Below are 22,076 nucleotides of genomic sequence, written 5' to 3' on the forward strand. Positions count from 1 at the left end.
CTTCTGAGCACGCATCAGCGCTGCGATTATGTGACTATTCGCCGTCGTGCGTGCTCCGTATGGCCGAAGGGTAGTGCTGCGCGGACACCACCGGTCCGCGCGATTCCCCGCGTGGAGGCTTCTGGAAAGGCCTGACGCACATGGCACAGCCCTTCTCTCTGCCGGACTTCTATGTTCCGTATCCGGCGCGGCTCAACCCTCACGTGGAGGCGGCACGCACGCACACCCGGGCATGGGCCCGCTCCATGGGGATGCTGGAGGGATCCGGCATCTGGGAGGAGAAGGACCTGGAGGCGCACGACTACGCCCTCCTGTGCGCCTACACCCACCCCGACTGCTCGGCCGAGGCGCTCTCCCTGGTCACCGACTGGTACGTGTGGGTCTTCTTCTTCGACGACCACTTCCTGGAACTCTTCAAGCGCACGCCCGACCGGGAGGGCGGCAAGCGGTATCTGGACCGTCTGCCCGCCTTCATGCCGATGGAGCGCGGCGCCCCGACGCCGGAGCCGGAGAACCCCGTCGAGGCGGGGCTCGCCGATCTGTGGGCGCGCACGGTCCCCTCGATGTCGGACGCCTGGCGGGCCCGGTTCGCGGAGGCGACGGAGAACCTCCTCAACGAGTCCCTGTGGGAGCTCGCCAACATCCACGAGGGCCGCATCGCGAACCCCGTCGAGTACATCGAGATGCGCCGCAAAGTGGGCGGCGCGCCCTGGTCGGCGGGTCTGGTGGAGTACGCGGCCAACGCCGAGGTGCCCGCTTCGGTCGCCGACGCCCGCCCGCTGCGGGTGCTGCGGGACGCGTTCTCCGACGGGGTGCACCTGCGCAACGACCTCTTCTCGTACCAACGTGAGGTGGAGGACGAGGGGGAGAACAGCAACGGCGTGCTGGTGCTGGAGAAGTTCCTCGGCTGCTCCACGCAGGAGGCCGCCGAGGCGGTCAATGACCTGCTGACCTCACGGCTCCAGCAGTTCGAGAACACCGCGCTGACCGAACTCGGCCCGCTCTGCGCCGAGAGGGGACTGGACCCGGCGGGGGCCGCGGCCGTGCTGGCGTACGTCAAGGGGCTCCAGGACTGGCAGTCCGGCGGCCACGAGTGGCACATGCGCTCCAGCCGCTACATGAACGGCGGCGGCGCGGGCGAAAGCGTGGCCGGCTTCGGCATGTCCGCCGCCTCCATCAGGTTCACGCTCCGCTCGGAGACCGCGCGGGCCCGCAGCCAGAGCCATGTGCCGTACCAGCACGTGGGTCCCTCGCTGCTGCCGGATTTCGACCTGCCGTTCGGGACGACGCTGAGCCCGCATCTGGAGGGGGCCCGGGTCCGGATCGTCGACTGGGCGCGGCGCATGGGCATCCTGGAGGCCCAGCCGGGAGTGCCGGGTTCCCATATCTGGGACGAGCGGCGGCTCGTCGCGATCGACCTGCCGCTGTGCGCGGCGGGGCTGGATCCGGACGCGACCCCGGACGAACTGGACCTGTCCTCGGGGTGGCTGGCCTGGGGTACGTACGGCGACGACTGGTTCCCGGTCGTGCACGGGCGGGCCCGGGACCTCGCGGGGGCGCGGCTGGCCAACGAGCGGCTGTCGCTGTTCATGCCGCTGGACGGTGAGGGGACGCCGGAGCCGGTGAACGCGCTGGAGCGGAGTCTGGGCGACCTGTGGCGCAGGACGGCCGCCCCGATGGACCTGAGCGGGCGGCGTACCTTCCGGACGGCGATCGAGTCGATGACCGAGAGCTGGCTGTGGGAGCTGGCGAACCAGGCGCAGAACCGTATCCCCGATCCGGTGGACTACATCGAGATGCGGCGGGCGACGTTCGGATCGGACCTGACGATGAGCCTGTGCCGGCTCGGGCACGGCAGGAAGGTTCCTGACGAGGTCTACCGCAGTGGTCCGATGCGTTCCCTGGAGAACGCGGCGGCGGACTACGCGTGCCTGATGAACGATCTGTTCTCGTACCAGAAGGAGATCGAGTACGAGGGCGAGGTGCACAACGGCGTCCTGGTGGTGCAGAACTTCTTCGGCGTGGACTACCCGACGGGCGTGGCGATCGTGCACGACCTGATGAACTCGCGGCTGCGACAGTTCCTGCATGTCGCCGAGGTCGAACTCCCGGTGCTGTACGACGATTTCGGCCTCGACGCCGAGGCTCGGGAGATCCTCGCGGGCTATGTGCGGGAGCTCGAGCACTGGATCGCGGGGATCCTGATCTGGCACCGGGGCTGCCGCCGCTACCGCGAGGAGGACCTGCGGCAGGGCAATGACACCCCCTGGCATCTGAGCGGCCCCACGGGCCTGGGCACCTCGGCAGCGCAGGTGACCCGGATGATGGCCCAACTCGCGGGCAGCCCGGTTTAGTTGTCCGGGTCGTGGCCCGCCGCACGGAGGAACGGACGGCGGGCCACGACCGGTGACGGATGCGGACGGGGCGGGGGCTCAGAGCAGGACGTGCCGGAGCACCGCCTCGAACTCGGCCGCCGTCGGCGGGGTGTCGGTCAGCAGCCCCTGGAGCAGCAGGCCGTCGATGACGCCCTTGAGCGCCCGCACCCGGACCGGGTCGTCGGTGTAGCGGCGGCCGTACGCGGCGATGGCCTCCAGCCAGTGCCGGGTGGAGCCGCGGAGCTCCGGGCGGCGGGCCGCGAGCAGGTACAGCTCGTACTCCGCGAGCAGCCGTCCGGGGCCGTTGACGACCTTGGCCAGCAGCTCGGCGAGCGCGGTGATGCCCTCGGGGCCGCCGTCGGTCTCCTCGGCCAGCCGGTGCATGCGGTCCGCGTCCTGCTCCATGCAGCGGGTCAGCGCGCCGGTGAGCAGGTCGTCGATGCTCGTGAAGTGGTAGGCCGCGGCGGTGGCGGGCAGGCCCGCCTCGCGCGCGACCGCCCGGTGGCTCACGCCCGCGACTCCTTCCCGGGCGACCACCTGGAGGGTGGCCTCGATGAGTTCCTCCTTCCGTCGCTCGCCTTTCAGCAGGCGTCCGTCGGTCTGCGGTGCGTGCACGGTGCCTCCGGGCGTCGTGGTGGATGGGACGGCGGGTGTGCGATGGCGCGGGCCCGTCAGTGCGCGGACCGGCCGGGAGCCGCGGCCGGTTCCCCGGCGTCGCGGTCCGTACGCTCCTGGAGACTCCGCTCCAGCGGACGCCTGGCGCACAACGCCGTCAGCAGGGCGGCCGCGCCCGCGGCGACGGCGACGCCGAAGCCGCCGACGGGACCGAAGCGGTCGACGATCGCTCCCGACACCGCGGCGCCGGACGCGACGCCCACGCTGAGTCCGGTGATGGCCCAGGTCATGCCCTCGGTGAGTGCGGCGGGCGGCACCGTCCTCTCCACCAGCCCCATCACCACGATCATGGTAGGCGCGAAGAAGAGACCCGGGAGGAAGACGGCGGCGGACAGCGAGACGATGTCCCCGACGAGCAGCAGGGGAAGGGTCGTGAGCGCCGTCCCGGCGGTGCCGATGACGAGCAGCCGCGGCAGCGGTGTCGTGAGCTTGAGCGTCCCGAAGACCAGCCCGGCGAGGGCGGATCCCGCCGCGTAGACCGAGAGGACGATGCCCGCGCCGGCGGGTGAGCCCTGCTGTTCGGCGAACGAGACGCTCACGACGTCGACGGTGCCGACGATGGCGCCGCCGGCCGCGAGCGTGAGGGCCAGCAGGCGGAGCGCTCCGCTGCGGATCGCCGAGCCGCTTCGCGGGTGGCCGTCGGCCGGCCGGACCACCGGGGGCTCGGTGCGCTTCTGCGGGACGAACATGAGGACGCCGAGTATCAGCAGCATCCCGGCGACCAGCGGCCCGGCCTCGGGGAACAGCACGGTACACAGCGCCACCGAGAGCGCGGGGCCCACGACGAAGGTGAGTTCGTCGACGACCGATTCGAGCGAGTAGGCGGTGTGCAGCCGGTCGGAGCCCTTGAGGGCGTGGGTCCAGCGGGCACGCACCATCGCCGCCATGTTGGGCATCGCGCCGGCCACCGCCGCGCAGCCGAACAGGGTCCAGGCGGGGGCCTCGTACCGGGCGCAGAGCAGCAGCGCGCCGAGCGCGATCACGCTCAGTCCGGCGACGGGCGGCAGCACCCGGCTCTGGCCCCGCCGGTCGACCGCCCGGGAGATCCGCGGACCGCACAGGGCCATGGACAGGGTGAAGGTGGCGGAGACGGCTCCGGCGAGGCCGTAGTCACCGCGCATCTGCGACACCATCGCGATGATGCCGATGCCCGCCATGGACAGGGGCATACGGGCGACGAACCCGGCGGCGGAGAAGGCCCTCGATCCGGGTGTCCGGAACAGGACGCCGTAGGGGTTGGCCATGCGCGGACCTCCGTGGGCAGACGTAGGGGCGGCCCTTCGCGGGCAACGATCAATCAACTTGAACGGTCGCTACAACTTGAACAGTCGTTGCGTTTTCTACCCTAGCCTCCTCCTGGGCCGCCGCGCACCCGGGCGCGGAGAATGGCCGGATACCCGCCCGGACAACGGAAAAGGCCGCCCGGACGAATCCGGGCGGCCTTGCGCAGGGACGTTTCAGCCCTGCTGGAACAGCTCTGCGGGCAAGGGCTTGAGCAGGGTGTACAGATCGTCGGTGATCGGCCGGTCCCAGCTGGCGATGGTCACGAGGACACCGTCGCTGCGGTCGAACTGGACGCAGGCGATACGGCTCTCGGAGAGCTTGACGCGGCGGACGATCAGCAGGTTGTCGCCCTGCATGACGGGGACGTCCTCGGAGCTGACGACCTCGATCGGCTCGTCGTTCTCCAGGGCGAGGAGCAGTTGGGCCACCTCGAAGGGGACCTGGCCCTCCTCGGTCTCACGGGCGGGCGAGCCTTCCGGGAGATTGCCGATGATCATCGCCGGGCCCCGGCCGCCGTACAGGTCGTAACGGAGGAAGACGCCCTGACAGCTGCCGTCGGGGGCGGGGAGCAGGCCGGCGCCGAGGTTGCCGGGCCAGTCCCCGGGGTCCATGGCCAGGACGTCGAAGTCCGGGCCCGCGGGTGTTGCGGCGCTACGGCGGCGGAGGAAGGACATGCTGCCATGTTACGTGTCCCGGCTCACGTCGCGGAGCCGGGCCCGGGCCGCGCGGGCCCGGGCCCACCGCTCCCCCTCAGCCGGGCGGGGGCTCCGCTCCGACCAGCCACATGGCGAAGAACTGGGCTCCTCCGCCATAGGCGTGGCCCAGCGCCCTGGCGGCCCCGTCGATCTGGTGCTCCCCGGCCCTCCCCCGCACCTGGAGGGCCGCCTCGGCGAAGCGGATCATGCCGGACGCGCCGATGGGATTGGTGGACAGCACACCGCCCGAAGGGTTGACCGGGAGGTCGCCGTCGAGTTCGGTGACGCCCGCCTCGGTGAGCTTCCACCCCTCGCCCTCCTCGGCGAAGCCGAGGTTCTCCAGCCACATCGGCTCGTACCAGGAGAACGGCACGTACATCTCGACGGCGTCGATCTCCCGGCGCGGGTCGGTGATCCGGGCCTGTCGGTAGACGTCGGCGGCACAGTCCTTGCCGGCCTGCGGGGAGACGAAGTCCTTGCCGGCGAAGAGGGTCGGTTCGCTCCGCATCGCCCCGCCGTGGATCCAGGCGGGCGGGTGGGGCGAGTCGGCCGCGCCCTCCCGGTCGGTGAGGATCATGGCGCAGGCTCCGTCGGAGGAGGGGCAGGTCTCGGAGTAACGGATGGGGTCCCAGAGCATGGGGGCGGCCCGGACCTTCTCCAGGGTGATGCCGTGGTCGTGGAGGTGCGCGTAGGGGTTCTTCAGCGCGTTGCGCCGGTCCTTGTAGGCGACGAGCGATCCGACCTCGTCGGGTGCTCCGGTGCGCCGCATGTAGGCCCGCACGTGCGGGGCGAAGAAGCCGCCCGCGCCGGCCAGCAGCGGCTGTTGGAAGGGGACGGGCAGGGAGAGGCCCCACATGGCGTTGGACTCGGACTGCTTCTCGAAGGCGAGAGTGAGGACGGTGCGGTGCACGCGGGCGGCGACGAGGTTGGCGGCGACCAGGGCGGTGGAGCCGCCGACCGAGCCCGCCGTGTGGACGCGGAGCATGGGTTTGCCGACGGCGCCGAGGGCGTCGGCGAGATAGAGCTCCGGCATCATGACGCCCTCGAAGAAGTCGGGGGCCTTGCCGATCACGACGGCGTCGATGTCCCTCCAGGTCAGCCCGGCGTCCTCCAGCGCCCGGACGGCGGCCTCACGGACCAGTCCGGCTATGGACACGTCGTGCCGGGCGGCGACGTGTTTGGTCTGGCCGATGCCGACGACGGCGACGGGCTCCTTAGACACGGGGGCTCTCCCCTTCCAGGACGGCGACCAGGTTCTGTTGCAGGCAGGGGCCGGAGGTGGCGTGCGCGAGCGCCCGGTCGGACGCGCCCCGGTGGATGCGGGCGGCGGCCTCACCGAGGCGGACCAGTCCGGCGGCCATCACGGGGTTGGCGGCGAGCGCGCCGCCGGAGGGGTTGACACGGACGTCGTCGCCGAGCCCGAGCGCCTTGCGCAGGACGACCTCCTGGGACGTGAACGGCGCGTGCAGCTCGGCGGTGTCGACGGGCCGTTCGAACGCTCCGGCACGCTCTGCGGCGAGCCGGGCGGAGGGGCTGTCGGTGAGGTCACGGACGCCGAGGCCGTGTGCCTCGATGCGGTGGTCGATGCCCCGGATCCAGGCGGGCCGCGCACACAGGGCGCGGGCGGCGTCCCCGGCGGCGAGGACCACGGCGGCGGCCCCGTCGCCGATGGGCGGGCAGTCGCCGGTGCGCAGCGGCCGTACGAGGTAGTCGCCCGCGGGAACGTCGCCGGTGAGCTGGGCGTGCGGGTTGTCGGCGGCGGCGGTGCGGTTGCGGCAGGCGATCTCGGCGAGGGCGGGTTCGTCGGTGGCGCCCGCGTCGATGAGGGCCTGCGCCTGGAGGGCGGCGAGCGCGACGGAGTCGGGCCAGAGCGGGGCGAGGTAGTAGGGGTCGAGCTGGCGGGTGAGGACGTCGCGGACCCGGCCGGGCGAGGACTTTCCGTAGGAGTAGACGAGCGCGGTGTCCGCCTCGCCGGTCTGGATCTTCACCCAGGCCTCGTACAGCGCCCAGGCCCCGTCCATCTCGACGTGGGACTCGGAGATGGGCGGGTGGGCGCCGACGCCGTCGAGCGCCATGGTGAAGGAGAAGGCCCGCCCGGCGAGGTAATCGGCGGAGCCGGAGCAGACGAACCCGATCTCGTTCGCCTTGAGGCCGGTCGCGCCGAGCACCTCGTGGAGGACGGGCATCAGCAGCTCGACCTCGGAGAGCTCGTCGGTGCGCCGTCGGTGTGCGGTCTGGGCGAAGGCGACGATGGCCACGTCCCGCATCTACACCAGCTCCTTGTACGTGTCGTAGTCGGCGTCGGGCTCCCCGGTGGGCCGGTAGTGGTCCGGGTGTCGGGACCCCTGACCACCAGCACCGGCCCAGACGGGCTCGACGCGCAGCCCCATGCGCACCTGGTCGTACGGGATTCCGGCGATGCGCCCGTGCAGGGCGAGGTCGGCGCCGTCGAGGGCGATGTGGGCGTAGACGTACGGGACTTCGATGTCCAGGTTCCTGGCCTTGATGTTGACGACGCAGAACGTGGTGACCGTGCCGCGCGGGCCGACCTCGACCTGTTCGGCGGTGGCGACCCCGCAGGTGGGACAGGCTCCGCGCGGCGGGACGTACACCTTGCGGCAGGCGGGGCAGCGTTCGCCGACGGTGCGGTGGTCTTCGAGGGCGGCGAGGTAGGCGCTCTGGGCGCGGCCCGGGGTGTGGACGTAGTCGAGGCGGGCCGGGGTGACGATGCCGGTGACGGCGTCGGTGAACTCCCCCGTGTGCGGCACGGCTTCAAAGCCTCCGGGCTCGCTGTCGTACGGCTCGAAGCAGGCGATGTCGGTGATGGCTCCGGTACGCGTCGCCGCCCAGCGGATGCGGACGCGCATCCCGGTGCGCACGGCGTCCGGGCCCGGAGCGTCGAGGGCGTGCAGGAGCGCGGTGCCGGCTCCGTCGAGGCGGACGAGCACCCAGGCGAACGGCGTGCCGAGCGGCTGGTAGCGGCGTGGGTCCGGGTTCCAGGCCCAGGTGGTGACGGTGCCGGTGGGGGCGACCTCGACGAGGTCGCTGATCTCGTTCGCGGTGACGGGGTCGTACTCCACGGGCGGCACGAGTACCGTGCCGTCCTCCGTGCGGACGCCGAGGACGGTCCGTTCGCGCAGTCCGGTGAGGAAGGCGCTCTGGACGGGCCCGAGCGATCGGGTGAAGGGGAATTCGACCACCAGCGGGGCGCTGAGGACGTCGGACATGGCTACTGCCTCCTTGGGGGGAGCACTGAGGACGGGGTGCTCGGCGCTCAGGCGCGCCGATAGACGGGCGGCCGCTTCTCGGCGAACGCGCGCGCGCCCTCCTTGGCGTCCTCGGTGGCGAACACCGGCCAGCCGCACTTGAGTTCGGCTGCCAGCGCCTCGGTCTCCGTCAGCTCCGCGCCCTCGTAGACCGAGGCCTTCACGGCCTCGACGGCGAGCGGCCCGCAGGCGTTGACCCGTTCGGCGACGGCGAGGGCCTCCTCCAGCGCCGTTCCGTCGGGCACGACCCTGCCGATGAGCCCGATGGCGGCGGCCTCGTCGGCGGTGTAGGCGCGGCCGGTGAGGAGCATTTCGAGGGCGTGGGTGCGGGGGATCTGCCGGGGCAGCCGGACCGTGGAGCCGCCGATCGGGAAGAGGCCCCGGCGGACCTCGAAGAGCCCGAAGGTGGCTCCCGCTCCGGCGATGCGGATGTCGGTGCCCTGGAGGATCTCGGTGCCGCCCGCGACGCAGGGGCCCTCCACGGCGGCGATCACCGGTTTGCGCGGGCGGTGGTGGCGCAACATCGCCTTCCAGTGGAGGTCCGGGTCGGCCGTCATCCGCTCCCGGTACCCCTCCCCCTCCATTCCGTCACCCGCCAGGGCCTTGAGGTCCATGCCGGCGCAGAACGCGCCGCCCGCTCCGGTCAGGACGACGGAGCGGACCGTGTCGTCCGCGTCGGCCGCGAGCCAGCCGTCGTACAGACCGACGAGCATCGGCAACGAGAGCGCGTTCCTGGCCTGTGGTCTGTTCAAGGTGAGCACCAGCGTGGCGCCTTCGCGCCGCACGGTGAGGTGTTCCGTACCGCCCATGACCGACTCCGTTCTCCAGATCTGGAACAGGTTGCAGGAGGAGGGCACGCAGTTCAATAGATTGCTGACTGTTCGTCAGATTGTTGCGACGCCACCCCTTCCCAGTTGTGCCGCCCGGCGCTCTAATGACGGCCGAGCCGCCAGTCACCCGGGGTCAGGAGGAACGGTGGAGTACAACCTTGCCGACCTGTTCGAATCGGTCGTCGACGCGGTGCCCGACCGCGAGGCGCTCCTGTACGTCGACCATCCCGGTACGGGCGCGGAGCGGCGGCTCACGTACGCGGAGCTGGACGCCGCCGCCAACCGGATCGCCCACCACCTGATCGCCGCGGGGATCAGACCGGGCGAGCACCTGGGGCTGCACCTCTACAACGGGGTCGAGTACCTCCAGACGGTCCTGGGAGCCCTCAAGGCGAGGATCGTTCCGGTGAACGTCAACTATCGCTACGTCGAGGAGGAGTTGGTCTACCTCTACCGGGACGCGGACCTGGCGGCGCTGGTCTTCGACGGCGAGTTCGACGAGCGGGTCGCGGCGGCCGCCCCGCAGGCCCCTGGCCTTCGCCACCTCGTCAGGGTGGGGCGCGCTCCCGCCGCTCCCCGGGCCGTTCCGGTCGTGCCGTTCACCGAGGCGGAGGCGTCGGGCGGGGCCGGGCGCGGCTTCGCACCCCGCTCGGCCGACGACCAGTTCATCATCTACACGGGCGGCACGACCGGGATGCCGAAGGGTGTGATGTGGCGTCAGGAAGACCTTTTCTTCTCGGGCCTGGGCGGCGGCGCCCCGACCGGCGACCCGGTGAAGAGCCCGCAGGAGCTGGCGGCACGGGTCTCCGCGAGCGGCGGGGGGATCACCTTCTTCCCCACCCCGCCACTGATGCACGGGACCTCCACTCTGACCGCCTTCATCGGCTTCAATTTCGGCCAACGTGTCGTCGTACAGCGTAAGTTCGTTCCCGTCGAGGTGCTGCGGACGATCGAGAAGGAGAAGGTCACCAGTGTCTCGCTGGTCGGCGACGCGATGCTGCGACCACTGATCGACTGCCTGAAAGGGCAGTTGCGCGGAACGGACTGCTCGTCGCTGTTCTCCGTCTCCAGCTCCGGGGCGATCATGTCGGACTCGGTGCGGGCGGAGTTCCAGGCGCTCGTGCCGACCGTGACGCTGCTGAACAACTTCGGTTCCTCGGAGTCCGGTTTCAATGGCACGGCCACCGCCGACTCGGGACCGGAGAAGGGCTTCCGAGTGCAGGTCAACGCCCGTACGGCCGTGGTCGATCCGGTGACGTACGAGCCGGTGGTCCCGGGCGAGCCGGGCCGCATCGCCCAGCGCGGGCATGTCCCGCTCGGCTACTACAACGACCCGGCCAAGACCGCCGACACCTTCTTCCGCAGGGGTGGGGAGCGGTGGGTGATGCTGGGCGACATGGCGACCGTGGACGCGGACGGCATCGTCACCGTGCTCGGCCGAGGCTCCCAGTGCATCAACACCGGGGGCGAGAAGGTGTATCCGGAGGAGGTCGAGCAGGCGCTCAAGTCCCATCCGGACGTGTACGACGCGCTCGTCGCGGGCGTACCCGACGAACGCTGGGGCAACCGGGTCGCCGCCGTGGTCCAACTGCGCGAGGGGGCGAACAGGTTGACTCTGGACGAGATACAGGCGCACTGCCGGACCCGGCTCGCCGGCTACAAGGTCCCCCGCGCACTGGTGCTCACCGACCGGATCCAGCGCTCGCCCAGCGGCAAGGCGGACTACCGCTGGGCGAAAGCGGTGGCGGCGGGGGCCGGCCAGGCCTGAGGTGTGAGTCGAAGCCCGCACCGGGTTCTCCCGTCCAGGCCGGTGCCGAGGTGCGAGGATGCGTGAGTGGTGACGGAAGCAGAGTGGGAGCGAGTCCAAGGTGAGCTGCGCTTCGGTCAGGTCTTCACGGGCACGGTCGTCCGGGTGCCCAGGCCAGGGGCGATAGGTATCTTCGTGGACATCGGCCTCAGTGTCGGAGGGTTCGTCGACGTCGTGCTTCTGCCTCGCCGACGAAACGAGGACTGGCCTGTCGAGGGAACAGTGACCGATTTCGAGGTCTGGTGGGTGCACAGCGGTCACCAGCAGATACGGCTGAAGCCCTCTGACCCGCAATACCTGTGCGAGGACTTCCGCGACTTCGTTGCCCGGTGCAGGCCCAATTGGCCATCCGACATCGGCAAAGCCGTAAGGGGTTCGGGGGCCATCAATCCAATCCGTGAGCGCTGCTCAGCCCTGGCTGTGCTGTAGAACCGCGCAGTGTGAGACGCGCGTGCGGGCATGGCCAATATCGGAGAGCCGGCGTCGATGTGGGCGAGGTTGATGGCGGCGCCGGTGAGTTTGTGCTGGTGGCTGGTCCGGTGAACGTCCAGGTGAGCGGACGAGTTCGAGGCCCGATCTCGACCTCGGACCATGAAGAACGAGCTCACCCTGCGAGCAGGGCGTGGACCCACTGGTCTTCGCGTTGCTCGATGTACTCGGTGTCGTTTCGCCAGGCCTCACCGTGGCCTTCGGCCCACAGCCTTTCCCAGGGCTGGACACCTTGGGCTGCCTGGTCTCGCAGAAAGTCGTGCATGGAACGCGTACGGCGCCCCAACATAGGGACCAACCGACGACGTTCGGGCTCATCGAGACCGTAGGTGTCGGCGAAGACTCTCAGTCGGCTCGCCGCGTCCGGGCGCTCCCAGTCCGGATGCGCGGACAGCGGGATGAACCCGTGAATGGCGTAGGCGACATCCCACAGGCGCGAGCCGGGACCTGCACCGTCCCAGTCGATGAAGGCCCACCGCGTCTCGTCTGCGACCACGAGGTTCCAGGGCGCCAGGTCGTTATGGGCGATGATGTCACTGCCCTCAGCGGGGATCGACGTCTGCCACCGCGCGTCGGACGGCGGCGTGAAGTCCTGCACGGCCTCGTGGAAGTCCCGGATCAACCGTGCAACGCGAGCCAGTTGTCGAGCGGGGTCGACCAGCGAGAACCGGTCGGGCCAGACCACGTCCCCCGGCATGAAGGTCAGGACCTCACGCCCCTGATCGTCAATGCCGAGCGGACGAGGTGCCGCGCCGAATCCCACGTGGTGTAGGTGGGCAAGCAGGCCATGCACAGCGGGGGTCCATGGCCCGGCCGGACGGCGAACGGTGTCCCCGACGCGAACGACACCCTCACTGACATTGCCACCGGACAAGGGCTGTTCATCATCGTGCCGCATCGAACCAGTGTGTCGGACCAGCTCGCCATGGTCACCCCAATAGGCAGGGAGCGCCAGAGCGGGGGCGGAGGCTGAAGGAACAAGCTCAGCGGGGACGTCTCCCTGCTCCGTCGGTTGTATCGACGTCGGCACTCCACCCCCTACGACAACGTCGGCCTTCAAGACCAACCAGGTCTTGAAGGCCGACGTCACGCCGAGCCCGAACTGACCAACAGCGTCCCCGTGGGCGGGCCCCCACCCGTTCCGGAACAGCCGCGGCCGGGTGCGCCCGGCTGCCGGGTCAGCGGACGAAGTAGCCGCGCTCCGCGTCGAAGTAGGCCTTCTCGCCCTTGATGTAGGTGATCCCGTACGGGCCGCCGAGGTTGCGGTACTCACCGCTGGCCCAGCCGCCCTCGATCTCCTCGTGACCACCGCCGGCCGGGCCCTCCCAGCCGTTCGTTCCCTGCGCGGAAGCCGGTCCCGCGGCGACGAACCCGGCTGCGGCGACGGCCGCCAGCGTGATCGCGATACGACGGATCATGGCATTCTCCTTCATGTCATCGGTAGGTGCGGTGCGACCAACCTGGCTGACGAAACGGCCGTTGGCATATGCGGCACGCGGGCGTCCCGACAAGGAGAACCTGTTCGGCCCCCTCCGCATATCCCCCGTCGTGGGAGTTTTCCTCCCGTACTCACAGGACGATCGCCCACATCGTCGAGCGCCGACGTCGCACCACGAACCGAGAGATGCGGCCGGTGTGCGCCCGTCAACGTGGGCCATACGGGCGTGGTGGCCGCCGTCATGACGTGTCCGGGGTGTTTCTCCACCGGGAGTGCGCGGCCGACGTGATCGTCTCTTCATCAGTGCCTGCCTTCGCGCGGCGCGAAACTTCGATCGGCCGTGCACGAAGGCACGCGATCGGGGTACGCGGCCGGGCGGAGTGTCGAGTCGTTCGTCATCATCACTGATCTCGGAAGGGCGTGAGATGGGCCGCCGCCAGCCTACGGATCACTCGTTCGGCGATTCTTCGCGCCCGGCCCACGAGGAGGGCGGAGGCCGCCGCCATGTCCCGTCGTGCGAGGACGCCCGGGTCGTGGACGCGGACGTGGTCGATGCGGTCCTGCGCACCGCACGGGCGGTGCTGGCGGACCGGATCGAAGAGGCGGTGCGGAGCGACGCCTCCTTCTGCGAGGAGCTGGCACGGCGGGTCGCCGACTTCACGCTGGAGGGCGGCAAGCGGATGCGGCCCCGCCTTCTGTGGTGGGGGATGCGTTCCTGCGGCGCGGCGGAGACCGCGGCCGCGCTGCGGCTCGGGGTGGCGCTGGAGCTGATCCAGAGCTGCGCGCTCATCCATGACGATGTGATGGACCGCTCGCGGCTCCGCCGGGGGAAGCCTGCCGTGCACATCGGTCTGGCAGAGCGCGCGGGTCTCTCGCCGGATTCCGGGCGGGGTTCCGTCTTCGGTACCTCGGCCGCCGTGCTGGCGGGTGATCTCGCCCTGGTCTGGGCCGACGACACGGTGGCGGAGACCGTGCTGTCCGCCGTCCAGCGTCGTCGGATCGGCGCGCTGTGGCGGGCCATGCGGACCGAGATGGTCGCCGGGCAGTACCTGGATCTGCGGGGCCAGGTCAGCGGTGGGTCATCAGTGGCGCAGGCCTTACGGACCGCCCGCCTCAAAAGTGCTTCGTACTCCGTCGAGCGGCCTCTGGCGATGGGTGCCGCCCTGGCGGGCGCCGATGACCGGACCACGGACGCTCTCCGCTCCGCCGGCCGGTGTGCCGGTATCGCCTTTCAGCTGCGGGACGATCTGCTCGGGGTCTTCGGCGACCCGGCACTGACCGGGAAGCCGTCCGGCGACGATATCCGCGAGGGCAAGTCGACCTACCTGCTGGCTGTGGGCCGGAGGTGGGCCGAAGCGGCGGGCGACGAACAAGCGCTGGCGGTACTCGGCCGCGTCACCGGCGACGCCGACCTCACCGAGGAGGATCTCGCGGACGTACGCGGCGTGCTCGAGATGACCGGGGCGCGCGCTCATGTGGAGCGGAGGGCGGAGCGCCTCCGGGATCACGCCGTACGCCGTCTGGGGCAGGCCGTCGACGTGGAGGGGCACAGCGGCCGCCAACTGCTCGGTCTGCTGCGCACCGTCTCCGGAGAGCGGGCCGCCCACTCCCCCGGCACCGCCGGTGAGACGGACGGCGGCGGCACCGGGGCGGCAGGTGCCTCCCCGGTTTTGATCGCGACCGAAGGAGGCAATGGCGGATGATCACGGTCAAGGGACCCGTCGACCATGTGGTGGTGGTCGGTGCCGGTCTGGCGGGACTGGCCGCCGCGCTGCACCTGCTGGGCGCGGGCCGCCGCGTGACGGTCGTCGAGCGGGAGGACGTGCCCGGGGGCCGGGCCGGGCTCCTGGAGTCGGGAGGCTTCCGTATCGACACCGGGCCGACGGTGCTGACGATGCCGGATCTGGTGGAGGAGGCCTTCGCCGCGGTCGGGGAGCGGATGGCCGACCGGCTGGAGCTGATCAGGCTGGCCCCCGCCTACCGGGCGCGGTTCGCCGACGGGTCCCAGCTCGACGTGCACACCGACGGTGCCGCGATGGAGGCCGCCGTCGAGGAGTTCGCGGGGGCCCGGCAGGCGGTCGGCTACCGGCGGCTGCGGATCTGGCTGGAGCGCCTCTACCGGGTGCAGATGCGCCGTTTCATCGACACCAACTTCGACTCACCGCTCCAGCTCGCCCATCCCGACCTGGCCCGCCTCGCGGCGCTCGGCGGTTTCGGCCGGCTCGACGCGCGGGTCGGGCACTTCGTGTCGGACGAACGGCTGCGCAGGGTCTTCTCCTTCCAGGCGCTGTACGCGGGCGTGCCGCCGGCACGGGCACTGGCCGCGTACGCGGTGATCGCCTACATGGACACGGTGGCCGGTGTGTACTTCCCCCGGGGTGGCATGCACGCGTTGCCCCGGGCGATGGCGGACGCGGCCGCCAAAGCCGGAGCATCGCTCCGCTACGGGCAGAGGGTGTCCCGGCTGGAGCGTTCGGGTGACCGGGTCACCGCTGTCGTCACCGACCAGGAGCGCATTCCGTGCGACGCGGTCGTCCTGACCCCTGATCTGCCCGTCAGCTACCGACTGCTCGGCCGCAGCCCGCACCGCCCCCTGCCGCTGCGGCACTCGCCGTCCGCGGTGATCCTGCACGCGGGCACGGACCGCACCTGGCCGGACCTGGCGCACCACACCATCTCTTTCGGCGCGGCCTGGAAGAACACCTTCCACGAACTCACCCGCACCGGGAAGCTGATGTCGGACCCCTCGCTCCTCATCACCCGGCCCACCGCGACCGACCCCTCTCTCGCACCGCCGGGCAAGCATCTCCACTACGTACTGGCTCCCTGCCCGAACACCGAGGTCGGGCCCGGCGTACGGGAATGGGGGGAGCTGGGGCCCCGCTACCGGGACGAGCTGCTGGCCGAACTGGAGCGCCGCGAGATGCCCGGTCTCGGCGCGGCGATCGAGGAGGAGGGGCTGGTCACGCCGGTCGACTGGACCGCGCGGGGGCATGCGGCGGGCACTCCCTTCTCCGTGGCCCACACCTTCCCGCAGACCGGCCCTTTCCGGCCGCGCAACCTGGTGCGGGGCACGGTCAACGCCGTCCTCGCCGGCTGCGGCACCACGCCCGGCGTCGGCGTGCCGACCGTCCTGATCTCCGGGAAGCTGGCGGCGGAGAGGATTACCGGCCCCCGTACCGCCCGGGCCCCGCGCCCAGCCCCGAGAGGTGCCAGCGCATGACCGACCACGAACTCGACGCAGCAGGCATCCACGACCCCGCGCTCCGGGCCGCGTATACCCGCTGCCGCGGCCTCAACGCGCGTCACGGCAGGACCTACTTCCTCGCGACGCGGCTCCTTCCCGTCGGCCGGAGGCCGGCCGTCCACGCCCTGTACGGCTTCGCCCGCCGGGCCGACGACATCGTCGATGATCTCGACACCACAGCCACGCCCGGGGAGCGCGCCCGCGCTCTGCTCGCCCTGGAAGCCCAGTTGGAGGCAGGGTTGCGAGGGGCCCGGGCCGCCGAGCCGGTGATCCGTGCCCTGGCCGACACGGCGGGCCGGTACGGGATCGACCATCGGCACTTCACCGACTTCCTGTCCTCCATGCGCAGCGACCTGACGGTCGGCGGGTACGCCTCGTACGAGGATCTCGGCCGGTACATGCACGGTTCGGCCGCGGTGATCGGCCTTCAGATGCTGCCGGTGCTCGGGACGGTGGTGGCGCGCGAGGAGGCGGCACCGCACGCGGCCGCGCTCGGTGTCGCCTTCCAGCTGACCAACTTCCTGCGGGACGTCGGCGAGGACCTGGACAGGGGCCGGCTCTATCTGCCGGCCGAGCTGCTGGCCGCGCACGGGGTGGACCGGGAACGCTTCGAGTGGAGCCGGAGCACGGGATTGCCGGACAGCCGGATCACCGACGTACTGCGGGCCGCCGCAGCCCACAACCGGGCCGTCTACCGGGCCGCCCTGCCCGGCATCGCGATGCTCGCCCCGGTGTCGCGGCCCTGCATCCGTACGGCGTTCGTGCTGTACAGCGGCATCCTCGACGCGATCGAGGCGGACGGGTACGCGGTCCTGCACCGCCGGGCGGTCGTCCCGCGCCGACGACGGGCCGCCGTGGCGCTGGACGGTCTGGTGCGGGCGGTCGCCGTACGCACGGTGCGCCGGCGCCGAGCAGACGCGGTCGAGGCGGTCCGGTCCGACGGGGTGTCCCGGCTGCGGACGGCCGGCGCCCCGGCCCCGGTGCGGGAGGAGGCCGTATGAGCCCGGCGGCAGGACGCCCACGACGCGGGCGCGTTCCCTTGCGGGTGCGGCGCGCGCCCGTTCCGTGGGAGCGTCAGGCGCCCACATGGCGCGAGGCGAAACCCGGTCTCATCACGGAGGCCCTGAAACGTGCGCGGAGCAGGCCTTCCGGCAATTGGTACGTCATCGGCGCCTCGCGCGCCCTTCCTCCCGGGAAGGCCCTCGGGGTCACGGTCGGCTCCACGGAAGTGGTGGCGTGGCGCGACGGCGGGGGAAGGCTGCGCACCGGTCCGGGTGCGTGCCCGCATCTGGGGGCGCCGCTGCGCGACAGCCCCGTCCGCTGCGGCACGCTGGTCTGCCACTGGCACGGCCTCGTACTGGACGGCGGGCCGTTCGCCGGATGGGAGCCCTATCCCGCCTTCGACGACGGCGTCCTTCTCTGGGTGCGGCTCGACCGCGTGGGGGGCGAGCCCCCTTCGGAACGTCCGTACCTACCCGCTCGGCCGAGGGCGCGGGACGCCGTGGAGGCGGTCTACTCCGGCGTAGGGCGCTGCGAGCCGGAAGACGTGGTGGCCAACCGCCTCGATCCGTGGCACGGCGCGTGGTTCCACCCGTACTCCTTCGTGGACCTGACGGTGACGGGGACCCCCGCCGACAGCCCGGCGGAGGACGACGGGTTCACCGTCGACGTGTCCTTCAAGGTGGCCGGGCGACTGGTGGTGCCGGTCCGGGCCCGGTTCACGGCGCCCGAGCCCCGTACCGTCGTCATGCACATCGTCGAGGGCGAGGGTGCGGGGTCCGTCGTGGAGACCCACGCCACACCCCTCGCTCCGGACGAGCGGGGAAAGCCCCGCACCGCCGTGACGGAGGCACTGGTCGCGGCGTCGGACCGGCGTGGATTCGCCGTGGCACGGGCGGCCGCTCCGCTGCTGCGCCCTTTGATGCGTGCCTCGGCCGGCCGGCTGTGGCGGGACGACCTGGCGTACGCGGAGAGGCGCTGGGAACTCCGCGACAGGGGGGTGTTCCCGGCCTGACGAGCGGCCCCCTGTCCGTGGAGCTCCGCACGGCCTCTCCGTCAGTCGGCCAGCGCGGCGAGCCGGCGCAGAACGGTCGACCGCCCGGCGCGCGGGACGGTCCAGAGCGTCTGCCCCCGTACGCCCCAGCGTTCCAGGAGGGCGTTCGCGGCGAGGAATCCGCTGGTGGCCGCGCGTTCCATCAGGGCCACGGGCAGCTCGGTGCGGACCATGTCCCCGGCCACGGTGACCATGGGGTCGGGGCTGCGCACGCCGGGCCGGTCCCGGTAGCCGCCCACGGGGAACATGGGGCAGTCCGCCCGCCATTCATGGCGCTCGTCCAGGAGGCGGGCGCTCCGGGTCTCCGGATAGACGCGGTGCAGTTGTCTCAGCGCCTCGTCCTGTACGGCGGAACGGTCGGCGTCCGGTGCGACGGCGTACGCGTGCAGCTCGACGACCGAGCCCCTCGTGCGCCGGGCCCAGCGGGCTGCCTCTCCCTCCCAGCGGTCGAGGACGCTCACGTTGTCCAGCGGACCGTAGCCGCTGGTGCCCAGGAACCCGGGCCGGTCGTGCGCCACGGGCCGGTCGAGCCAGAGCCGTGAGACCAGGAACGGCGGGGCGGTGCGCAACCGTGCGATCCGTGCGCGCCAGTCGGTGTCGCCCAACTCGGGGGACGCGGCGACGAGGCGACGCAGGCCGCCGCTGTCCAGGGCCAGGACGAGGGCGTCGTACCGGGTGGTGCGGTCGTCCGTGGCGAGGTCCAGCCCGCCGCCGGGCAGCGGGCGAATCCGCCGGAGCGGTGTCTGTGTCCGTACGTCGACGCCGTGGGCTGCCAAATAGCGGTGCAGCGGTTCCCACAGGGCTCTGGGGAACGGTTCGTCCGGCACGTCGAAGAGCAGGCCCTCGCTGGAGCCGAGGAAGTAGATGTGGAACATCAGAGCCAGTTCGGCAGCCGACAGTTCACGCGGGTCGGCGAAGAAGCTGCGGGAGAAGACCTCGAACGCCAGGTGGTGGGCGGCTGCCGGGAAGCGGATGCGGTGGAGGAAGTCGGTGGCGCTGATCCCGTCGAGCCGTTCGTAGACCTCGGGCACCCGCACGTCCAGCAGCCCGACCGCCGCCCTCGGGTTCATCCGGATCAGGTCGCGCAGACCGAATGTGGGGCTGAGAGCGACGAACCCCATCGCGCTGAGCGGAGGCGTGCGCGGCACCCGGGCGAAGCTGTCCCGCAGGCCGGAGCTGTGCCACAGCGGATAGTCGGGCAGCCGGGTCAGGGAACCGAGCTCCGGGTCGACCCGACGCAGAAGTCCGCGCAGGTTGTAGTACTGCCGGAAGAATGCGTGGAAACCGCGGCTCATCGTCACCGTGGTGCCGTCGGCGAGCTCGGTGGGCCACCCCGCCAACCTCCCGCCCAGGCAGGGTTCGCGCTCGTAAAGGGTGACGCGCACACCGCGTTCCGCGAGAAGGGTGGCCGCCGCGATCCCCGCGATGCCGCCGCCGACGACCGCCACCGCGGGCGCTTGGCCGGTGAATCGGGCGCGGCCGGCCGGTGCCGGCACGACTGCCGCCTGCCGGTCCCGGCCGCGCCGGTGTCCCCTGCCGCTGTCCCGCGCGAACATCACGCCGTCACCCCCGGGGCGCCCGCGGTGCGACCGACGAAGGTGTGGGTGATGCCGGTCTGCCAGCCGGGGAGCGGGAGGACGCGTACGTCGGCGAAGCCGGCCCGGCACAACCGCTGGGCGAAAGCGGGAGCCGTGTCGAACCGGGTGACACTGTCCCGGAGGTGTCGGTAGAGGCCGGCGTCCCCGGCGAGCCGGCCGGCGGGCTGGATGATCAGCGAGCAGACCGCGCTCCACACCGCACGGTGGACGGGGGATCCGCCGAGCGTGTACTCGTGGACGGCGAGGCGGCCGCCCGGTACGAGCAGACGGCGCACCAGGTCGAGGGCCTCGTCAGGGTCGGTGAGGTTGCGGAAGAGGTAACCGGCGAACACCGCGTCGAAGGAACCGGCTTCCAGCCGGCCGGCCAGCTCCTCGACCCGGAGGTGCGCGAAGTCGACGCCCTGCGGCCAGCTCTTGGCCGTCGCGCGGTCCAGCATGCCCGCGGACGCGTCGACCGCCGTGATCCGGGCGTGCGGGGCGGCAGCGAGAAGCGCGGCCGTGGAAGCGCCCGTTCCGCACCCCAGGTCGAGCACGCGCAGCCCGCGTCCCTCCTCCGGCAGACCCAGTCGGCGTGCGGAGCGGCGCAGGTGCGCGTGGTAGCCGGGGCTGGCCGAGACGAGGCGGTCGTAGGTGGTGGAGCCGTGGTCGAAGGCCTCGGACAGCGCGTCACCGCGCAAGAGGGTCATGGGGCGCTCCTTTCGTGGGCGGTCGGTGCGGGGGGAGGCGGAGCCGCCGGGGGTTCACGCCGGCTTCTGAAGGGGAGTTCGAGGACGGTCCGCAGCATGGGCACCATCGGCGTCCGCAGGCCGAGGAGCAGGTCCTCGCGCAGCTGCGAACGGCCGTCCATGAAGCTCAGCAGCCGCTCGCCGGGGACACCGCGGAAGAGGCGGGTGAAGAAGTCCGCGCCGTCCACCCTGCCGCTGTCCAGGGCCCGCAGGAGCACGGCGTCCATCAGCCGCGCCCGACGCCCGTACGGGGCGGGCATGCGCAGCGGGCGTCCGGAGCGCAATTGGTCGGCGACGGCCCGGCTCTGGCGCTGCACGGCCGCGAAGGTGTAGCCGGTCGACGGGCGGGTCGCGCCGCCGGCGGTGCCGATGCGATACACCGAACGCCCCGGCTTGCGCGGGAAGCGGCCGTCCGTCATGGGGATGACACCGTGCTCCTCCGCCGTGACCCGGAGCGGCCCGAGTCTCAGCACGTCGTGGCTGTAGTGGCGCAGGGCTCGCCGGTAGCCCTCGGTGTCCAGCGGAGCGGGGGAGAACTCGGTGTACTCGACCAGCGCGGTGTGCGGGTCCAGCGGCAGGACGTAGCCGAACGAGAGCCCGCGAGCGGGCTGCGGCGTACGGAAGTCCATCAGGTCCGCGGTCCCGGGATCGAACACGGGACGCTCGGTGCGGACGAACCAGCCGGTGAAATGCTGGAGCAGCGTCGTGCGAGCGGGGGGCAGGCGGTGGGACGGCCGGGAGTCGAAGACGAGACGGCCGCGGACAAGGATCCGTTCACCGCACGCGGTCCGGGCCAGGACCTCGCCGCCGACGCCGGACGGGTCGTCGCGTACGGCACTCGCCGTCGCCTCCATCCGGCACAGGTCCGGTGCACGGGACAACCGTTGCTCGACCAGTGCCTCGAAGGCGTCCGAGCGCAGCATCTTGTAGCGCAGCCGCGGGAGGCGGGCCACGGTGGAGGCCCCGTCGGCCGCCCGGACCCGCAGCCGGGGCCAGGAAGCGGCCAGGACCGGATCGTAGGGCCCGCCCGGCTGCTCCCAGAAGCACCAGGTCCGCGGGGGCGCTCTCAGAGGCCCCGGCGGGGCGTCGACGAGCGCGACCGACAGAGGTACGTCGCTGCCCGGGGCGCAGAGGTGGTACGCCAGGCTCATCCCGGCCGCACCCGCGCCCACGATCACGACGTCGAAGTCAGCGGGCACGGCGTTCCTCTCGATCGGACAGGTGCGAACCCCCGCGGGGCGGGCGAAGCCGACGACGTCCTTCCCATCGCAACGCCGGGCGGGCCGGGTGCCAGGCGACCGTATCCCGCGGTGGACTCCCCCACCCGGCATGCTCGGCCGCGCCCACCTGAGTGGCGGTAGGGCCTGGCCGCGGGACGGCAGGCTTCGTCCCCCGCCTGACCGCCGACGCCCTGCTGAAACCTGCCGTCGCCGGACCTCCCCGATCCCGCGCGGGATCATCCGGAGTTCGGCGCCACCACCGACATTCGGTCGGCGTCGGCGCGGACGGCGCGGACGGCGTCGCCGAGGACGCGGCACCGAGAAGCCGCGTGAGGCCTGCGTGCTCGTCCTGTGCGGTGCGTGGAACGGGGGCC

Annotated in this window: 19 protein-coding genes; 7 read left to right on the forward strand and 12 right to left on the reverse strand. The window is 71.7% G+C overall.

The annotated features are described in order from the left end of the window. Positions 1-140 precede the first annotated feature (140 nt). Positions 141-2,354, forward strand: coding sequence for a germacradienol/geosmin synthase (locus ACH4RG_RS25670; RefSeq protein ID WP_398163050.1), 2,214 nt, complete (start codon positions 141-143; stop codon positions 2,352-2,354). Between the two features lie 78 nt (positions 2,355-2,432). On the opposite strand, the gene ACH4RG_RS25675 is transcribed toward ACH4RG_RS25670, so the two are convergent. The 7 genes from ACH4RG_RS25675 to ACH4RG_RS25705 all read right to left on the reverse strand — a co-directional run bounded on the left by ACH4RG_RS25675 (position 2,433) and on the right by ACH4RG_RS25705 (position 9,104). Further along, entirely contained in the window at positions 2,433-2,990 is a 558-nt protein-coding gene (locus ACH4RG_RS25675) for a TetR/AcrR family transcriptional regulator (RefSeq protein WP_397925609.1), read from the reverse strand. Between the two features lie 56 nt (positions 2,991-3,046). Beyond that, positions 3,047-4,294 carry an MFS transporter gene (locus ACH4RG_RS25680; protein ID WP_397925607.1) on the reverse strand — a complete coding sequence of 416 codons (1,248 nt, stop codon included), beginning with the start codon at positions 4,292-4,294 and terminating at the stop codon, positions 3,047-3,049. A 213-nt stretch (positions 4,295-4,507) separates the two neighbouring features. Then, positions 4,508-5,008, reverse strand: a complete 501-nt coding sequence (locus ACH4RG_RS25685) for a hypothetical protein (RefSeq protein ID WP_003971159.1) — start codon at positions 5,006-5,008, stop codon at positions 4,508-4,510. Between the two features lie 76 nt (positions 5,009-5,084). Beyond that, on the reverse strand, positions 5,085-6,251 hold the full coding sequence (locus ACH4RG_RS25690; protein WP_397925605.1) for a thiolase domain-containing protein: 1,167 nt from the start codon (positions 6,249-6,251) through the stop codon (positions 5,085-5,087). Beyond that, positions 6,244-7,296, reverse strand: coding sequence for a thiolase domain-containing protein (locus ACH4RG_RS25695; protein WP_397925603.1), 1,053 nt, complete (start codon positions 7,294-7,296; stop codon positions 6,244-6,246). Before ACH4RG_RS25695 ends, ACH4RG_RS25690 begins: the two co-directional genes overlap by 8 nt. Then, positions 7,297-8,256, reverse strand: a complete 960-nt coding sequence (locus ACH4RG_RS25700) for a Zn-ribbon domain-containing OB-fold protein (RefSeq protein ID WP_398163048.1) — start codon at positions 8,254-8,256, stop codon at positions 7,297-7,299. A 47-nt stretch (positions 8,257-8,303) separates the two neighbouring features. Next, positions 8,304-9,104, reverse strand: a complete 801-nt coding sequence (locus tag ACH4RG_RS25705; RefSeq protein WP_397929082.1) for a crotonase/enoyl-CoA hydratase family protein — start codon at positions 9,102-9,104, stop codon at positions 8,304-8,306. A 166-nt stretch (positions 9,105-9,270) separates the two neighbouring features. Between ACH4RG_RS25705 and ACH4RG_RS25710 the strand changes: the two genes are divergently transcribed. Both ACH4RG_RS25710 and ACH4RG_RS25715 read left to right on the forward strand, forming a co-directional pair. Further along, on the forward strand, positions 9,271-10,893 hold the full coding sequence (locus ACH4RG_RS25710) for an acyl-CoA synthetase (protein WP_398540316.1): 1,623 nt from the start codon (positions 9,271-9,273) through the stop codon (positions 10,891-10,893). A 69-nt stretch (positions 10,894-10,962) separates the two neighbouring features. After that, positions 10,963-11,361, forward strand: a complete 399-nt coding sequence (locus tag ACH4RG_RS25715; RefSeq protein ID WP_398540317.1) for a hypothetical protein — start codon at positions 10,963-10,965, stop codon at positions 11,359-11,361. Between the two features lie 175 nt (positions 11,362-11,536). Here the strand turns inward: ACH4RG_RS25715 and ACH4RG_RS25720 are convergent, their stop codons facing one another. Then, the gene (locus ACH4RG_RS25720) at positions 11,537-12,319 is read right to left on the reverse strand and encodes a phosphotransferase enzyme family protein (protein WP_397925593.1); all 783 of its coding nucleotides are present in this window, start codon (positions 12,317-12,319) and stop codon (positions 11,537-11,539) included. Between the two features lie 280 nt (positions 12,320-12,599). Continuing rightward, a complete protein-coding gene (locus tag ACH4RG_RS25725; RefSeq protein WP_397925591.1) occupies positions 12,600-12,839 on the reverse strand; it encodes a hypothetical protein in 240 nt (79 codons plus the stop codon). Between the two features lie 445 nt (positions 12,840-13,284). Here ACH4RG_RS25725 and ACH4RG_RS25730 point away from each other — a divergent pair, with 445 nt between their 5' ends. From ACH4RG_RS25730 to ACH4RG_RS25745, 4 genes are read left to right on the forward strand one after another with little or no spacing between them, the layout of a single operon-like run. Continuing rightward, the gene (locus tag ACH4RG_RS25730; protein ID WP_398540318.1) at positions 13,285-14,562 is read left to right on the forward strand and encodes a polyprenyl synthetase family protein; all 1,278 of its coding nucleotides are present in this window, start codon (positions 13,285-13,287) and stop codon (positions 14,560-14,562) included. Then, positions 14,559-16,082, forward strand: coding sequence for a phytoene desaturase (locus tag ACH4RG_RS25735; RefSeq protein ID WP_397925587.1), 1,524 nt, complete (start codon positions 14,559-14,561; stop codon positions 16,080-16,082). The genes ACH4RG_RS25730 and ACH4RG_RS25735 overlap by 4 nt, the downstream gene beginning before the upstream one ends. Then, positions 16,079-17,107 (forward strand): phytoene/squalene synthase family protein, encoded by a 1,029-nt coding sequence (locus ACH4RG_RS25740; RefSeq protein ID WP_397929076.1) that lies wholly within the window; start codon positions 16,079-16,081, stop codon positions 17,105-17,107. The genes ACH4RG_RS25735 and ACH4RG_RS25740 overlap by 4 nt, the downstream gene beginning before the upstream one ends. Next, positions 17,104-18,120: a DUF5914 domain-containing protein gene (locus ACH4RG_RS25745; protein ID WP_397925583.1), complete on the forward strand. Its 1,017-nt coding sequence runs from the start codon at positions 17,104-17,106 to the stop codon at positions 18,118-18,120. Before ACH4RG_RS25740 ends, ACH4RG_RS25745 begins: the two co-directional genes overlap by 4 nt. A gap of 41 nt (positions 18,121-18,161) precedes the next feature. Here ACH4RG_RS25745 and ACH4RG_RS25750 read toward each other — a convergent pair whose 3' ends face one another. From ACH4RG_RS25750 to ACH4RG_RS25760, 3 genes are read right to left on the reverse strand one after another with little or no spacing between them, the layout of a single operon-like run. Further along, the gene (locus ACH4RG_RS25750; protein ID WP_398540319.1) at positions 18,162-19,715 is read right to left on the reverse strand and encodes an FAD-dependent oxidoreductase; all 1,554 of its coding nucleotides are present in this window, start codon (positions 19,713-19,715) and stop codon (positions 18,162-18,164) included. Further along, positions 19,715-20,443, reverse strand: a complete 729-nt coding sequence (locus tag ACH4RG_RS25755) for a class I SAM-dependent methyltransferase (protein WP_397925581.1) — start codon at positions 20,441-20,443, stop codon at positions 19,715-19,717. The genes ACH4RG_RS25750 and ACH4RG_RS25755 overlap by 1 nt, the downstream gene beginning before the upstream one ends. Then, positions 20,440-21,681 (reverse strand): lycopene cyclase family protein, encoded by a 1,242-nt coding sequence (locus tag ACH4RG_RS25760; protein ID WP_397925579.1) that lies wholly within the window; start codon positions 21,679-21,681, stop codon positions 20,440-20,442. Before ACH4RG_RS25760 ends, ACH4RG_RS25755 begins: the two co-directional genes overlap by 4 nt. Between the last annotated feature and the right edge of the window lie 395 nt (positions 21,682-22,076).

It is taken from the genome of Streptomyces sp. NPDC021019 (genome assembly GCF_044333295.1).
Classification (GTDB): Bacteria; Actinomycetota; Actinomycetes; order Streptomycetales; family Streptomycetaceae; genus Streptomyces.